This window comes from Bartonella silvatica, assembly GCF_040545155.1.
Classification (GTDB): Bacteria; Pseudomonadota; Alphaproteobacteria; order Rhizobiales; family Rhizobiaceae; genus Bartonella; species Bartonella silvatica.
Map to the genome: position 1 here is coordinate 139736 of NZ_JBEPLI010000001.1, position 17680 is coordinate 157415.

Genomic DNA, 17680 nt, shown 5'->3' on the forward strand with positions numbered 1-17680 from the left:
TAATGAGGGTACTTCTTGTGCCTTCATAAGTGTAAAGATGCTGGTGCTCAACGGTTTTTATCTTATACCACTCACGGATATTATCATGAAATGTACTCAAAAATATTAAGAGAGTTTTTTAGTAATGTCCTCGTAAAATTTATATGTCTTGCTTTTTTTAAACACGTAGTCTTAATAATAAACTGCGACTTTCTTTTTCTCACAGTTTTAAAATCAAAAATATCGATCAACTTTATTCCCACAGAAAATTGCTCTTAAGATTCTTTATCCCACCTTTTATCACTCAATAATATGTAAACACATATTTATAGAGATTTAAAAGAAAATTTCATATAAGGAAGTTTTTCTATTTGCTTGCATTTTTTTAAAATTTCTCCTACCGTCTGGGGAAAATAATGTTAGAGGAATTAAAGAATGGCAACTCCCAATTACGTTGTCAAAGATATCTCTCTTGCGGCTTATGGACGTAAAGAGCTTGATATTGCCGAAACGGAAATGCCTGGCTTAATGGCTTGTCGTAAAGAGTTCTCCTCCAGTCAGCCTTTACGGGGAGCGCGTATTTCTGGCTCGTTGCATATGACAATTCAAACAGCTGTTTTAATTGAAACATTAAAAGCGATTGGTGCTGATGTACGTTGGAGTTCTAGCAATATTTTTTCTACACAAGATCACGCCGCAGCCGCTATTGCAGCCACAGGGACGCCTGTCTTTGCAGTCAAAGGCGAAACGCTTGAAGAATATTGGTCTTATATAGATGCCATTTTCCAATGGCCTGATGGCAATCCCTCAAATCTTATCTTAGATGATGGAGCCGATGCTACAAATTATATTTTGATGGGGTGGCGTGCAGAAACAAACAAAGATATTCTATCTCATCCCAAAACAGAAGAAGAAGAATTGTTTTTTAAACAAATCCAAAAGCGTATGGATGCTACACCGGGTTTTTTTACACGCCAGCGCACAACAATAAAAGGTGTAAGTGAAGAAACCACAACAGGTGTACACCGCCTTTATCAATTACAAAAGGAAGGTCTTTTGCCTTTTCCAGCCATTAATGTCAATGATAGTGTGACGAAATCAAAATTTGATAATAAATATGGATGTAGAGAATCATTGGTTGATGGTATCCGACGCGCCACGGATGTTATGATAGCTGGAAAAACAGCTATCGTCTGTGGCTATGGTGATGTGGGCAAGGGTTCAGCAGCCTCTCTTTCAGGTGCTGGAGCGCGTGTCAAAGTCACAGAAATTGATCCCATCTGTGCCCTTCAAGCCGCTATGGATGGCTATGAGGTTGTTGATTTAGATGATGATGCCTCCAGCGCTGATATTATCATCACGACAACGGGAAATAGAGATATTGTGCGCCTAGATCATATGCGGCAAGTCAAAGACATGTGCATTCTTGGAAATATTGGCCATTTTGATAATGAAATCCAAGTGTCAGCTCTTCGAAACCTACCCTGGACGAATATTAAACCACAAGTTGATATGATTACCTTTCCCGATGGAAAACGCATCATTTTGCTCTCCGAAGGGCGTTTGCTTAATCTTGGTAATGCTACAGGCCATCCTTCTTTTGTTATGTCAGCTTCTTTTACAAATCAGGTTTTAGCGCAAATTGAGCTCTTTACCCGTTCTGAGCGCTATAAAAATGAAGTAACTGTTTTGCCCAAACGTCTTGATGAAAAAGTTGCACGCCTTCATCTTGAACGACTAGGAATAAAATTAAGCGTTTTATCAGAAGAACAAGCTGCCTATATTGGCGTTACACCACAAGGACCTTATAAACCAAATCATTATCGTTACTAAAATATTTCCTTGACTTTTAAAAAAGGGAAAGATGCCTTGCTCAGCTTTGGTGACTATAACCCCAAAGAAAAAGCTTAAAAAATGATCCGAATTTTTACTTATATTTTTTGCTTTCTTTTCTTTTTTTTTCTGACAGATCTTGTGGTGCAGTCATTAGACATGTATTCACTGTTTACTTTCACTTTACCGAATGGTCCATGGTTACTCTTAGCGCTATTTGGAGGGATTTCTTGTGCATCACTCCTCGTATGTATAGCGATTATAATGCGCGTCAAAAAGACCTCATGGCAGCCTCAAAAAGTTACTCAAGAAAACGATTCTGAAAAACTTAAATATTATGAATGGCTTTTGGAGGAAACAGGACAATTTCTTCTTGTTTGGGAAAGTCCCAGCGACTCACCCCATAGTGTGGGTCATATTCCTAGTTTACAAAAAGCTGGAATGTCTCAGCACGATCTTCAGAATTTTGAACTTTGGATTGCAGAATCCTCCCTACATGAACTCGACTACGCATTAACGCAGTTACGTTACAAGTCTCACCCTTTTGAACTTTCCGTTACCACGACAAATAATATGTTGTTACAAGTTACGGGGGTGATTGCCGGAACAGTTGTGATTGCGCGTTTTCAAGACATATCAGTACAGCAGAGTGAAAATGCGCATTTAAAAAAAGATATTGAAAAAATTCTCCTCGAATTAAGAATGCAGCGTAATCTTCTTGATTGTATTAAAGAGCCTGTATGGATACGAGATGGTGAAGGGAATATTTGTTTTATTAATCGTGCCTTCAGAGAAATGACAAACTTTCAAGAAGGCAGCAATGAAGTCCATGACCTTTTCAATGAAACAACACAAAACAAAAAGGATGAACAAGAAACAATCTTTCAGGAACATGTTCATACAGTCGTTGATGGAGAACGGTACTGTTTTCACCTCACACGGATTACAACACCCGAAGGAATGGCAGCTTTTGCCCATGACGATAGCGCATATGAAAACCTTGCCAATAAACTAAAATACGTTCTTCAAAGCCATTGCGAAACACTTGATCAAATATCAACCGCTGTAACCGTTTTTGATGCCAATCAAAAATTAAAATTTTGCAATAAAGCTTTTAAAATTTTATGGCCGTTGGAGAGTTCTTTTTTAGAAAGTGAACCAAGCCACACATTGCTTCTTGAACGTTTGCGTGAAAAAGGACTCCTGGCAGAACACCCTGATTGGCGTGCATGGAAAGAAGAGCTTTTTAAAGCTTACCAACAGATGGAATCCAATCAACAAATCTGGAATCTTCCGGATGGACGCACAATACGCGTTATCTCCAGCCCTCACCCACAAGGAGGTGTTACTTGGCTTTATGAAAATCTTACCGAAACAATTGATCTTGAACGACGCTATAATACACTCATTAAAATACAAGGTGAAACACTCGATAAACTTTCAGAAGGCGTGGTTGTTTTTGGTACTGATGGGCGTCTTCGTTTATCCAATCCAGCATTATCGAAATTATGGTCTCTCCCTTATAATTTATTGGTTGAAGGGACTCATATTACACAATTACAAAGCCACTGTTCAGCCTTAACTTTGAGAAAAGAGTGGGATAAGTTTACCAAATTTATTACAGGTTTTACAGAAAAACGTGACACATATTCTGGTCGTATAGATCTCAAAAATGGAATGATTATTGACTATACATTGGTTCCACTTCCCAATGGACAAACAATGCTCACCTTCGTTAATGTTACGGATACAGTCCATGTTGCGCGTGCTCTTAAAGAAAAAAATGAAGCCTTAGAAAGTGCTGATCGTTTGCGCAATGAATTTGTCCAGCATGTTTCCTATGAATTGCGTACTCCCCTCACCAATATTATTGGATTTTCTGATATTTTGCGTGATCAAATTTTTGGCTCTATCAATGAACGCCAAAAAGAATATCTTGGGCATATTCACTCAGAATCAGGAACTCTTTTAAATATTGTTAATGATATTCTCGACCTTGCAACCCTTGATGCTGGCATTATGGAGCTGGATATAAAGCCGGTTAATATTGCCGATGCGATGGTACAGGCAGTAGCACGTTTAGAAGAGCGCCTTAATGGACGCTATATTACGCTTTTACAGCAAATTTCTCCTTCCTTAAATGTTATTTACGCTGATGCAACACGTCTGCATCAAATCTTTGTTAATGTTCTGAGTAATGCCATTAATTTTGCAACAGAAGCAAGCACAATTGAATTTTGTGTTGATGAACAAGACAATAATATTGTTTTCAGTGTCCACAATGAAGGATCTGATATTCCAGAAGATGTTCTTGATCGCATTTTCAAGCGTTTCTCTTCTCATCCACATCATGGTGGGCGTGCTGGAGCAGGTCTTGGTCTATCCCTCGTTAAGAGTTTTGTTGAGCTTCACGGTGGACATGTTGAAATTCTTACCGGCAAAGGTCAAGGAACAACGGTTAAATGTTTTTTTCCGATTTCCAAAGGAGATGAAATTCTTTAATCTTACTCTTCTTTTTAAAAGTTTTTTTCATTAATTTCATGGAAACGTTGATGTGTTTTAGTTTTTTTCTTGAAGATGAAGAAGCAACCAAGCTTTTTGCGCAGGACCTAGCCCTCGCTTTAAAGCTAGGCGACATTGTCACGCTACAAGGTGATCTTGGAGCAGGAAAATCAACCATTGCACGAACAATCATTCAAACCCTTGCCAACGATAATAGTTTGGATGTTCCAAGCCCTACCTTTACGCTTGCTCAAAGTTATCAACTTTCACAAGTAGAGATTATTCATGCTGACCTTTATCGCCTTTCTACAGAAGAAGAAATTAATGAATTAGGGCTTCACGAAGCATGTGAGCAAAGTATTTTACTTATTGAATGGCCAGAAAAAGCTGTAGACCTTTTAGGACCCATTACCTTCGCACTCACTTTACAATATGAAGGCTGTGGTCGTCGTTTAACTCTTACATCAGCAGAACATTCTGTTGAACGCCTACAACGGTCTTTTGCAATTCGCACTTTTTTAAAAAACCATGGACGTGGCCACATTCATCGACGTTTTTTAGCGAGTGATGCTTCCGCACGCACCTATGAACTTTTAGATGATGGAAAACATCAAGAAGTTCTCATGGATGCATCCAATATGCAAATAGCACAAGACACAGATCTCTCTTATGTCACAAAGGCACATCTTGCAAAAGATATTCGTCAATTTGTCGGAATTAATCAGCTCATTTTAGACAACGGATTTTCTGCTCCTCATATCTTTGTCACAGATTTTGAAAAAAATCTTTTGATTTTAGAAGATTTCGGATGTGAGGGACTTGTAGATCACATAGGCAACCCTATTGAGGAACGTTATATTGCCTGTAGTCAATTGCTGGCTGCCTTTCATCAAAAATCGTGGCCTTCCGAAAAACAGTTTGCAACATTTTTGCTTCAGATCCCTCCCTATGATTGCCAAACCTTTCAATCAGAGCTTTCCTTATTGCTCGATTGGTATATTCCCTTTAAAACAAAAAAGACCTTAGACCAGAAGCAACGTAAAGCTTTTTTTACCTGTTGGCAGCCTTATATCGATAACCTTGTCCAAGGAGAAAATACTTTCGTCATACGTGATTATCATTCCCCTAATATTCTTTGGCGCGCCCATAAAGAAGGAACCGCCCGTATCGGTCTTCTTGATTTTCAAGATGGATTAAAAGGTCCAACAGCTTATGACCTTGTCTCTTTAGCGCAAGATGCACGCTTATTTATCTCCCCAACGCTCGAAGAGAAAATTCTCAACGCCTATTGCGATGCACGCCATAAAGCACCACAACCTTTCAATGAAGGTGAATTGCGTAAGCTCTATGCATTTGCAGGTGCTCAACGGGCTTCAAAAATTTTAGGAATTTTTGTGCGTCTCCATAAACGCGATGGAAAATCGTCTTATCTTCGATATCTACCCCATATACAAGATTATCTTACCCGCAATCTTTCACACCCAACTCTTGCCCCTTTACAAAATTTTTATCAAGAAATAGATCTTCTTAAAAAAGAAGAATTAATTCAATACTTTAATATAAAGTGATTATTCATCATTGTGCCATTTGAATAAAATTTTTTTTCGTCATTAGACGACAAGTGAGATTAGCATATTTATAAAAGCCCCTAAAAAATATAACCTCTTGATTTACATGTGTAAATATCGTTTTCCACTTAAGTCATAAACTTAAATATTGTAAGATTCTCTCCTCATAATTCCTTAAAATTGAATCAATCAAAAAACATATACTGATACTTCACAAACCAAGCTGGCGCGAAGATGAAAACTGCACAGAAAAAGGCTAAAAATGCTCGTTATAGAACTGTCTCAATGCAAAGGCTGATACAACATCCACGAGCGAGTAAATAAAATGGTGGTGCTATCCTATACCTTCACAAGCATAAAAGATGGCAGTATTCAATGGCTTTATCGCCATACAATTCATTCACGGACTCCGTCGTAAAATAGCCCTTGGAGCGTTGAGACATATCTCTTAGGGGACATATACCTCTCATGAAGAACCTCAACAAAAGAGAAATTGCAAAAAATCAGATAAAGACAGAGGTAGTATTGCTTATATCTCACAGACATAAGCGGTGAGCGTATAATAAACTTCTTTTTCTTGTTCAAGACACATTTCTCAAAAAGTGTCCATTTTCACTCTAAAATGTGTGAATAAAAATCAATCTGGTTTTATATTTTCCCAAAATTTTTATGTGAAATAACAGATATTACTTACGATAATGGGCTTGCTAAACACCATACATGTCATAGAGGATTCTTTTACGAGAATAACACAGTATAACAATCTATTTTAATGTCACAAACCCCTTATTAATAGTTTCTTGTCTATAAGACAAAAACTTTTTAACCTTTGTTTCTTATATGACTTATTTTAAGCCTATATAATCAATCCGTTAGTGAAAAACAGCAAAAAATACTTCATATTTTTGCGCGATAACTCACATGAAGTTATTCACTTCAATATTTGCTTACATCAAAAAATCTACCGCATAAATATAGCTTTTACCCGTATAAAATTGTATATAATAACAACACTATGTATAGTGTTCATACAATGGAGTATTTTCATCCGCCCTAAATGAGACCTCATGCCCCATCAACCACGTGTTTTTTCTATTTCCCCAGGAACTGCTTTTCTCCCTTATTTTGTTGATGCTTTGCTCTCAGGTGTCCTTGTCAATAATTTTGCAGCCAATGGGGATATTCAGACAGCTCTTGCGGATACCATCATTTATGTGCCAACACGACGTGCTGCTCGTGCTTTGCGCACAGCTTTTGCTGAAAGAAGCGACACAAAATCAACCTTTTTACCAACCATTCTCCCTTTGGGGGATATTGATGAAAACAATTTTCTTTTTTTTGAAGATCATATCAGAACTCTGAATCCTCCCATTGGAGACATTGAGCGTCTTTTGCTTTTAGCGCGTCTTATTCGTCCTTGGCGCGAAAATTTACCGACCCATTTGCGTGCCATATTTGGTACAGAAGAAGTGCTGATTCCTGCGCATACTGCCGATGCAATTTGGCTTGCTCAGGATTTAGCACATTTGATGGATGAAATTGAAACGGAAGGTGCAGATTGGTCAAAACTTAAAGAAATTGCCCCAGATATGGTCGCTGAATGGTGGCAAATAACGCTCGATTTTCTCACTATTGTCACACAAAACTGGCCACAAATCTTAAAAGAAAGGCAAAGAAGTAATCCAGCTGAATGGCGTAATCAAGCAATCAAAATGCACGCCGAAACTTTAAATCATACGCACCCCAATAAACCCATCATTGCAGCTGGTATATCGGGATCTATTCCAGCAGTTTCTCATCTTTTAAAGGTTATTTCCTCTCTCCCCAAAGGAGCCGTTGTTCTTCCTGGACTTGATCTTGATATGGGTGAAGATCAATGGGAAACTTTAGGTGTCATTCATGAAGACAAGCCAACATACGACTTTTTTGATCATGCCGAGAATGCTTTTAGTCATCCTCAATATCATTTAAAAAAGCTTCTTTTTCTCATGAAATGTCATCGCACTCATGTTCGCGAAATTGGCCCCCAAAATGCAATAAAGAAAAAGCGTGCTGCTCTTTTATCAGAAGCACTCCGGCCAGCTTCTACAACAGACAAGTGGGCACAAATTACTCGTGATGATTATGAAAAGCTTTGTGAAGATTGGTCATTCATTGAAGCTATAAACGAGCGTGAAGAAGCTCTCACCATTGCTGTTGCTTTACGCAATGCCATTGAAACTCCTCAAAAAACCGCAGCTCTTATTACAAATGATCGTAATTTAGCACGTCGTGTCTGTGCTGAATTGCAGCGTTTTGGAATTGAAGCAAATGATTCAGGAGGAATGCCTCTCGCAGAAACACTCCCTTCAACCTTATTACGGCTTATTTTAGAAAATATATTTCAACCTTATGACCCTATTGCTTTTCTTTCCCTTCTTAAGCATCCACTCACAACGCTCAGACAAAACCGCCATCGTTTACGCGAAATGGCAGAAAATTTTGAAATCTTTGTTCTTCGAGGAAATACAGGTTGTATTCATATTTGCGAATGCAATCAATTTCTTGAAAAATGGATAAAAACACGCTTTCAAGATGCTGCTCTTGATACTTTTGAGCAACAAAAAAGTGAAGAAGCACGTCTTCTTTGTGATCTTTTGGTAAAGGCTGTTGAACCTTTAGCGTCTCTTATGAAACAAGAAGAAGAATGTACCATTAATGAAGCTGCGGTAGCAACTGTTGAAGTTTTTGAAAATTTTGGACGTGATGAAAACAATTCTCTTGCTCATCTTTATCAAGATGAAGCAGGACAAGCTCTTTTAACTTTTTTGCGTGAATTGGTCAGTGACCACTCAAGACTAAAATTTCCACTTTGCGAGTGGCCTGCTATCTTTTCAGCTTTGATTACAACACGCTCTGTCACCCCCTCTCCTGGGGGACACCCGCGTTTGTTCATCTGGGGAACTTTGGAATCACGCTTGCAAACAGTTGATACCGTAATTATTGGCGGTCTTAATGAAGGGTCATGGCCTATTTCAGCCAACAATGATGCTTTTTTATCAAGACCAATGAAGATAATGTTAACACTTGAACCTCCTGAACAGCGTATTGGTCTTTCTGCACATGATTTTCAGTGGGCCATGCGAATGGATAAAGTGGTGATGAGTCGAGCGTTACGGGTTAACCACGTTCCTTCACTTCCTTCACGCTGGTTGCTACGCCTAGAAACGGTTATAGGTAAACAGGTTTGGAAACAAATTCGCGCACGAGGTGATGTATTCCTTCATTGGGCGAAAACACTTGATAATATGGATATGGTTTCCTCTGCACCCCGTCCTTGTCCTGTACCACCCCTTAAGATGCGTCCACGTCACTTTTCGGTCACTGAAATAGCAACATTACGGTATGACCCTTATGCTATTTACGCTAAAAAAATCTTGCGTCTTAAACCGCTTAAAACGCTCATTCACGACTCGCGAGCTGCTGAGCGCGGAATACTTTACCATGCTATTTTTGCCGCTTTTTGCACACAAATAAAAAATCCAAATACTCAAAATGCACTTGATGCACTCTTGGCTCTTGGACGTCGGGAATTTGATAAATACGACTTACCTTCCGATACTAAAACTATCTGGTGGAGTCATTTTGAAAATCTAGCGCCATTTTTTATTCAATGGGAACAAAGTTTAGGACCTCGAAAACGATATGCTGAAGTCATATCGCAAAAAATACCGATAGAAAATACAGGCGTAACCCTCTCAGGACGCGCTGATCGTATTGATGTATTACAAGACAAAACGGTTGAAATTATTGATTTTAAAACCAGTATCCCCCCCTCGTCAAAACAAGTTCGCGAATTATTATTTCCACAATTAGCATTGGAAACAGCTTTACTGATGCGAGGTGCCTTTACAGATTTTCAAGATCTTATCCCCTTAAATTTATTTTATATTGCCCTTAATGGAAAAGGTAAAATAATCCCACAATCAATTCTTTCAAATAAAGGGGAAAAAGAACATCAAAGTGCAATTCATCTTGGTGAAAAAGCATGGAAACATCTTATTGCATTAATAGATCACTATCAAAATCCACAGCAGGGCTACCTTTCACACGCCGTCCCGATGAAAAAAGAATATGAAGGTGACTATGACCACTTAGCACGTGTGTGGGAATGGTTTAATGACCTTAAAAAAGCAGAGCAATCATGACTATCTTTTCTATTCCTGAAGCTGCCCTTGAGGCACAAGCAACGGCAACACATCCAAAAACAAATGTATGGGTTTCTGCAAATGCTGGCTCTGGAAAAACCCACGTTTTAACTGAACGTGTTATTCGGTTGCTTTTAAATGGTACCCCTCCAGCACGTATTTTATGCCTTACTTATACCAGAGCTGCTGCTGCCGTTATGCAATCACGAATTTTTCACACCCTTTCCAGCTGGAATGGACTCGATGATACACAACTTCAAAAAACCTTATCACAGCTTGAAAAAAAGCCTGTTAACGCACAAAAATTAACCTATGCACGTCAACTTTTCGCAAAAGCTCTCGAAACACCAGGAGGATTAAAAATCCAAACGATTCATGCATTCTGTGAATCTCTTTTGCATCAATTTATGCTAGAAGCAAATATTGCAGGACATTTTGAATTGATTGATGACGTCACTCAAAAAAAATTACTACAAGAATCCCGTCGTCAACTTTTGGAACATAAAGATGCACAATCCGCTCTCAAACAACTGCTTAAAGTTATCAGTGAGCATAGTCTTAACCAATTGCTGTATGAAGCAACAGCAAAGCAGCATAAATTATCCTGTTTTTTATCCGCTCTTCAATCGAAAAATGGAGAAGAACAGCTGCGCGCACTCTTTAATTTAGCACCTTATGACACAAAACAACAATTGCTAGAAGAAATTCAACAAACTGCTCTCTTTCCTCTCTATGCTTTTACACATTGCCAAACACATGGTAACAAAAACCTTCAAAATATGATTGCAAAATTTGCTTTATTAGAAAATATTTCTGATGAAACAAAAATTATCGATATCATTTCAGATATTTATTTTACAAAACAAAATACCCCTCGCAGTTTATCACGTTTCTCTACTAAAAAGTCAGATGAAGTTTGGCCCTTCATTCAACAAATGATTGAAGATAAGCAAAGTAAGCTTTCTGTTCTTTTAGAGAAATATCGGTGCTTTAAAATTGCCACGCTCAATATAGCTGCTTTCCAGCTTTGTGCCATGTATCTTAAAATTTATGCAAATTTAAAAAAAGCAAATGGCCTATTAGATTTTGATGACCTCATTGAACGCACACTCCATTTATTACAGCGTAAAGGAGCAAGCCAGTGGGTGCATTATAAACTTGATCGTGGTCTTGATCATATTTTGCTTGATGAAGCACAAGATACCAATCCTGAGCAATGGCAAATTATTCAACTTTTGTCGCAAGAATTTTTCACAGGTCACAGTCAACGGACAAACATACGTACTCTTTTTGCTGTTGGGGATGAAAAACAGTCCATTTATTCTTTTCAAGGTGCCGCCCCAGAAAATTTTGCTGCCAATGGACAGTTAATTCAAAAAAAAGCAAAACAAGCGAAACAAAAATTTGAAAAAATACAACTGAATTATTCTTTTCGCTCCACAGCTGAAATCCTCAAAAGCGTTGATCTTGTTTTTGAAACACCAGAAAATTATAAAGGGCTTTCAGCAGAAAATACAAAAACAGTCCATGAAGCTATTCGTGTTCATAGTCCAGGCGATGTGATTTTATGGGATGCTATTTCTGAAAAAACAAATGCACTTCCTGATGATTGGCATTTAAGCGTTGATCATTTAGACACAGCTGAGACTCGTTTGGCAGAACAGGTTGCTGAAACCATTGCCAACTGGTTAGATAAGGGAGAAAAGCTCCCCGCAAAAGGACGCTTAATGCGCGCCAGCGATATTATGGTTCTGGTTCGTAAACGTGATCAATTTGTTCTCTCCCTTTCCCGTGCCCTTAAACTGCGCAATATTCCTGTCGCTGGAGCTGACCGTTTACAGCTCACAAATTATATTGGCATCCGTGATTTAATAGCGCTTGCACGTTTTATCTTGCAACCACAAGACGATCTTTCTCTTGCTTGTGTTTTAAAAAGTCCACTTTTTTCACTTACCGAAGAAGAACTTTATCAACTTGCAGCGCATCGTACAGGATCTCTTTGGCAAAGTCTTTCTATGCATGCATCATCACACGCATCTTTTAAAGATACTTTTGAACGTTTGAATCATTACCGTGCTTTGGTCGATAAAATACCAGTCTTTGAATTCTATAGCTATATTCTGAATAACGACAAGGGACGACAAAAAATTATAGCGCGCTTAGGATCTGAAGCAAATGATGTACTTGATGCTTTTATGGATTACACCATCGCTATTCAAAAAACTGGTTTACCAGGATTACAAGCTTTTTTGGAAACCTTAAGTGCCAGTGAACCAGAGATTAAACGAGAATTCGATCAAAATCATGATGAAATCCGTATTATGACAGTTCACGCTGCAAAAGGACTGGAAGCTGCAATTGTATTTCTGGTTGACCCGGGAAGTGCGGTTTGGCATCCTCAACATGCACCGCACCTTCTTCAAGTCCCCTTCAACAATACACAATTGAGTGATCAGCAGGGGTTTGTCTGGCTCCCCAATGCAGAGTTCAAAACAAAAATTTCTGAAAAAGCACTTTCACATCTCAAAGAACGCGCTGAAGAAGAATACAAACGCCTTCTCTATGTTGGAATGACACGTGCTGAAGATCGATTATTTATTTGTGGCTATAAAAGTGAAAAAACGTCTTCCAACACATGGCTCACATTGGTAAAGGACGCCCTCAAACCGCATGTTGTCTCTATAAAAGGACCGGCCGAAGATATTGCAGCTTGGCGCTATTGCATTACCCCTTCATCTTCTCTTCCTATAAAAGAAGAAGCCCTTTGTACCGAGTGCAAAACGCTTCCAGCCTTACCAGACTTTTTCTCTCATAAAGTACCAGCAGAACCAGTATTACCTAAACCACTGCGCCCCTCTATTGCTAGCATTTCCATTGAAGCTGATACTGAGATTTCTTCCAATTCAAAACAGCTTACTATTTCACCTGTTTTAGGAGACACCAATACCAACAGAGCTTTTTTCATTGAATATGGTAATATTATTCACCGATTGCTGCAATATTTACCCAGTTTCCCTTCAACAAAACGCCGAGATTATGCTCGCAACTATCTCGATATAAAAGCTGCTCATTGGTATGAAGATCAAAAAGAAAATGCACTCAAACATGTTTGGAAAATCTTAGACCACCCCTACCTTCAACCCCTCTTTTCTGATCATTCCCGTGCTGAAGTTTCCTTGATGGGCATTGTAAAAATTCATGGAAAAGAACGAACAGTTTCGGGACAAATTGATCGTCTCTGTACTACAAAAGATAGCGTTATTTTTGCCGATTTTAAAACTGGTATATCACCAGAAAAAGAGACCGATATTGCACAACGCTATTTATTGCAAATGGCTCTTTATCGAAAATTATTGCAAACTATCTACCCCCAAAAAAACATCCAAGCTCTCCTTGTTTACAGTAAAGACGCAAAAGTCTTTAAACTGTCCCCAGAAAAAATCGATGCACACCTTGATGAAATTTCTTTATAAATCTCGAAACTTTTTTCATAAAAGCTTCTTTATAATTTATCTTTGCAATAACTTAGTATGAAGCGTTATCATAGCAATCGACAACAATAAATATAAAGGATAAACCAATGACATGTATAAAAGTTGATAAGGGCAATTTTGAAAATGAAGTGCTAACCTCTTCCACTCCTGTTGTGGTTGATTTTTGGGCAGAGTGGTGTGGACCTTGCAAAATGATTGCTCCAATTTTGGATGAAATTTCAAAAGAAATGCAAGGTCAAGTTAAAATTGCCAAAATAAATATCGATGAAAATCCAGACCTCGCCACCCAATATGGAGTGCGTTCAATTCCTACCTTATTGATGTTTAAAAATGGTCAGGTTGCCTCTAATATGGTCGGCGCATCTTCTAAAGGACGTATTTCTGAATGGATCAAAGATGGTCTTCATTAGATGATCTTCGTCATATTTTTTCACAAATCGGCACCATTATCATTTGATCCGCTTTCAATATTACAAATACTCTTGCATTCAAATGATTTATAAGGAGTATATTGCATTTTCATTGTTTTTAAACGATTTTTTCTGCATAATAATCCACTTTCAGAGTGCCAAAACAGTCTTTTGATTTTAAATGCGCAGACTTGAAAGAAAAAACGTTCTATTTTTGTAAATTTCATTGAAATTCAAAAGAATGAATTCCCTTTGTAAATCAATATACTATAAAAAGGAGAAATACCGTTCTCCTTTTTATTTTATTTTTCTGCCAGAAGAAATATCTGTTTATTCAGAACGTGTTTGATAATCTTTAAAAGTTGCAAATTTTATTTTCGGTGCTCGTTCTGCTTCATAATTTAATGAAAAATGATTTTCTGCTAAAAAAACTGGATCACCCTCTAGATCATAGGCAATGGCAGAACGGTTACTGATAAGAAATTTTTGAAGATCATCTTTGCTTGATGCTGAAATCCAACGGCATATATTAAAACGTGCTGGTTCAAAACTTACCGGCAAGCCATACTCTATTTTAAGTCGTTCCTTTAGAACATCAATCTGCAAAGCACCAATAACACCAATGAGAGAAGGTGAGCCATCATCAGGAATAAATAATTGCACCACTCCTTCTTCAGCCATTTGTTGCAAAGCCTCTTTCAGTTTTTTTGCTTTCATTGGGTCTCCCAAAGAAACACGACGCAAAATTTCTGGTGCAAAATTAGGAACCCCCTTAAAGAGGATATCTTCTCCTTCCGTCAAGGTATCACCAATACGCAACGTGCCATGATTAGGAATGCCTACAATATCACCAGCATAAGCTTGATCAGCAATTTGACGTGAACGTGCAAAGAAAAATTGTGGTGCTGAAAGTGTCATCGATTTTCCTGTTCGTACCAACTTTGTCTTCATTCCACGTTCAAGTGTTCCCGAACACACCCGAAAGAATGCAATGCGATCACGGTGATTGGGATCCATATTCGCCTGAATTTTAAAAACAAACCCCGTCATTTTAGATTCAGTTGCGATGATGTTGCGTTGATCTGCACTTTGATCACGAGGACTTTGACCAAAATCAATAAGTGCATTAATCAAATCACGGACACCGAAATTGCGTAAAGCCGAACCAAAATAAACTGGTGTCATATGCCCTTCACGGAAAGCTTGAAGATCAAAATTTTTGCAAGCATTTCTTGCAAGTTCTACCCCTTCTATAAAAGATAAACGTTGATTTTCAGGAAGTAAATTTGCAACTTCATCAGCCCCAGAAACCGCTTTTTGTGTTACCTCATCATCCTTTCGACGAAAACGATTATGATGAAAATCAAAGGTTCCAACAAACTCTTTCCCTGTCCCGATTGGCCAAGTTATTGGTGCAGTATCAAGAGCGAGTTTTTCTTCAATTTCATCTAAAAGTTCTATAGGATCACGTGTTTCACGATCCATTTTATTGACAAAGGTAACAATAGGAATATCCCGCATCCGACACACTTCAAACAATTTCAATGTTCTAGGCTCAATTCCACGTGCACCATCTAATACCATAATTGCGCTATCAACCGCTGTGAGAGTACGGTATGTATCGTCGGCAAAATCTTCATGCCCCGGAGTATCTAACAAATTAAAGATATGGTCTTCATATTCAAATGTCATCACCGATGTTACAACCGAAATACCACGATCTCTTTCGATATTCATCCAATCAGAGCGGGTTTGAATACGATCTTTTTTAGCTTTTACTTCACCGGCAAGTTGTATCGCCCCTCCAAATAATAACAGCTTTTCTGTCAGCGTGGTCTTTCCCGCATCTGGGTGGGCAATAATTGCAAATGTACGACGCCGTTTTACTTCTTGCGCTCTCTTTTCCATTATTTCTCCGTAGTTCTTATGAGAGCTTCAGCAATCAATGCACACATTTCATCAATCCCATACAGTGCAATAAATGATCCCAATCGCGGTCCTCGTTCCTGCCCTAAAAGAACTTCATACAACATTTGAAAAAAGACATTTGAAACACCTGGTCCCCCTGTAGGACTTTTTTTGCTGTGATCTTGATAACGTTCTACTAAACGCGCCACATCAAGAAGCGCATTTTGAATCATATTTCCATCAGCATTTTTGGGAAGACTAGCTAATTTTTCATCAATCTGCACTAATGTTGTGCGTTCACTTTCATCAGGTGTTCTAAATTTTTTGTTTGGTTTGACAAAAATATCAAAATATTTAATAGCAAACTGTACCAACTGATCAAGCTCTGGATAAGTTTGTGCATTAACGCCTTTAGCATAACGAGAAATAAACCCCCAAAGAACCTCTTTATTCTCTGCATTTGAAGCACTTACCAAGTTTAATAGAAGAGCAAAAGATACAGGCAAATCAACCTGTGGAGGACAACCATTATGGATATGCCATACAGGATTATTAAGCCGCTCTGTCCATTTTTGACGACCATAAGCCGAAAGATGCGCATAATATTCATCAACGGCTTTTGGAATCACATCAAAATAAAGCCGTTTTGCTGTTTTGGGCTTTGAAAACATATAAAGCCCAAGACTCTCCGTTGGAGCATATGTTAACCATTCATCAATGGTTAAGCCATTTCCTTTGGATTTTGAAATTTTCTGTCCCTTTTCATCTAAAAAAAGCTCATAGTTAAATCCTTCTGGTGGATTTCCATTAAGCACTTTACAAATTTTAGAAGAAAGGGTGGTCGAATCAATAAGATCTTTTCCTGCCATCTCATAGTCAATACCAAGCGCCTTCCAACGCATCGCCCAATCTACTTTCCACTGGCATTTAACTTTTCCCCCCGTTACTTCTGTTTCAATGGTTTCTCCAGTTTCAGGCTCAATATAAGTAACTGTGCCTTTTTCAACATTGCGCGCAATCATTGGAACTTGTAAGACTTTTCCAGAAAATGGAGAAATCGGTAAAAAAAGCGAATAGGTAGCGCGTCGTTCTTCCCCCAGTGTTGGCAGAATAATGGCCATAACCTTATCATAACAGGCTAATATTTTTAAAAGTGTTTCATCAAAATGACCAGAACTATAATAATCAGTGGCGCTTGCAAACTCATAATCAAAACCAAAGCGATCAAGAAAAGCACGCAAACGTGCATTATTTGCCGCTCCAAAAGAAGGATAATCATCTCCAAAGGGATCTGGTACACGACTGAGGGGTTGACCAAGGTAGTTTTCCATCTTCTCCCGATCAGGGACATTATCGGGAACCTTGCGTAAACCATCCATATCATCAGAAAAACAAAGAAGTTTTGTTTTAACCTTATTCTCAGTGAGAATATGAAAAGCATGACGTACCATGGTTGTACGTGCGACCTCCCCAAAGGTTCCAATATGCGGCAAACCAGAAGGTCCATAGCCTGTTTCAAATATTACACTCTCTGGATAACCTGTTTTTTCATACCGTTTAATAATCTTGCGTGCTTCTTCAAATGGCCAAACTTTCGATTGAACAGCCGCATCTTTTAATTCAGGCGTAAGGCTAAGTGCATCACACAGATCACGCATCATCATTTTTATCCTAAAAATTAAACTCTTTAATAATATGGTGTATTGTTCTTGAATTTATTCGTTAATAATAGCAAGCGAAAAGCTACCAAAATCTTTCTCATCACATTTTTGTTATGACCAACCTTTATCCTATTTTTT

The 17680-nt window shown here is 38.3% G+C and carries 8 protein-coding genes; 6 read left to right on the forward strand and 2 right to left on the reverse strand.

What is annotated here, in order from left to right:
- Positions 1-414: 414 nt before the first annotated feature.
- The 6 genes from ahcY (at position 415) to trxA (ending at position 13973) form a co-directional block, all read left to right on the forward strand.
- A complete protein-coding gene (gene ahcY / locus ABID23_RS00525; RefSeq protein WP_354188260.1) occupies positions 415-1812 on the forward strand; it encodes an adenosylhomocysteinase in 1398 nt (465 codons plus the stop codon).
- A gap of 81 nt (positions 1813-1893) precedes the next feature.
- A complete protein-coding gene (locus ABID23_RS00530) occupies positions 1894-4314 on the forward strand; it encodes a PAS domain-containing sensor histidine kinase (RefSeq protein ID WP_354188262.1) in 2421 nt (806 codons plus the stop codon).
- A 50-nt stretch (positions 4315-4364) separates the two neighbouring features.
- The gene (gene tsaE / locus ABID23_RS00535; RefSeq protein ID WP_354188264.1) at positions 4365-5882 is read left to right on the forward strand and encodes a tRNA (adenosine(37)-N6)-threonylcarbamoyltransferase complex ATPase subunit type 1 TsaE; all 1518 of its coding nucleotides are present in this window, start codon (positions 4365-4367) and stop codon (positions 5880-5882) included.
- A gap of 1067 nt (positions 5883-6949) precedes the next feature.
- Positions 6950-10069, forward strand: a complete 3120-nt coding sequence (gene addB, locus ABID23_RS00540; protein WP_354188266.1) for a double-strand break repair protein AddB — start codon at positions 6950-6952, stop codon at positions 10067-10069.
- Positions 10066-13542 (forward strand): double-strand break repair helicase AddA, encoded by a 3477-nt coding sequence (gene addA / locus ABID23_RS00545; protein WP_354188268.1) that lies wholly within the window; start codon positions 10066-10068, stop codon positions 13540-13542. Before addB ends, addA begins: the two co-directional genes overlap by 4 nt.
- Before the next feature lie 107 nt (positions 13543-13649).
- On the forward strand, positions 13650-13973 hold the full coding sequence (gene trxA / locus ABID23_RS00550; RefSeq protein WP_354188270.1) for a thioredoxin: 324 nt from the start codon (positions 13650-13652) through the stop codon (positions 13971-13973).
- 330 nt (positions 13974-14303) lie between these two features.
- On the opposite strand, the gene ABID23_RS00555 is transcribed toward trxA, so the two are convergent.
- A complete protein-coding gene (locus tag ABID23_RS00555; RefSeq protein ID WP_354188272.1) occupies positions 14304-15881 on the reverse strand; it encodes a peptide chain release factor 3 in 1578 nt (525 codons plus the stop codon).
- Positions 15881-17542 (reverse strand): lysine--tRNA ligase, encoded by a 1662-nt coding sequence (locus ABID23_RS00560; protein WP_354188677.1) that lies wholly within the window; start codon positions 17540-17542, stop codon positions 15881-15883. The genes ABID23_RS00555 and ABID23_RS00560 overlap by 1 nt, the downstream gene beginning before the upstream one ends.
- Positions 17543-17680: the final 138 nt, after the last annotated feature.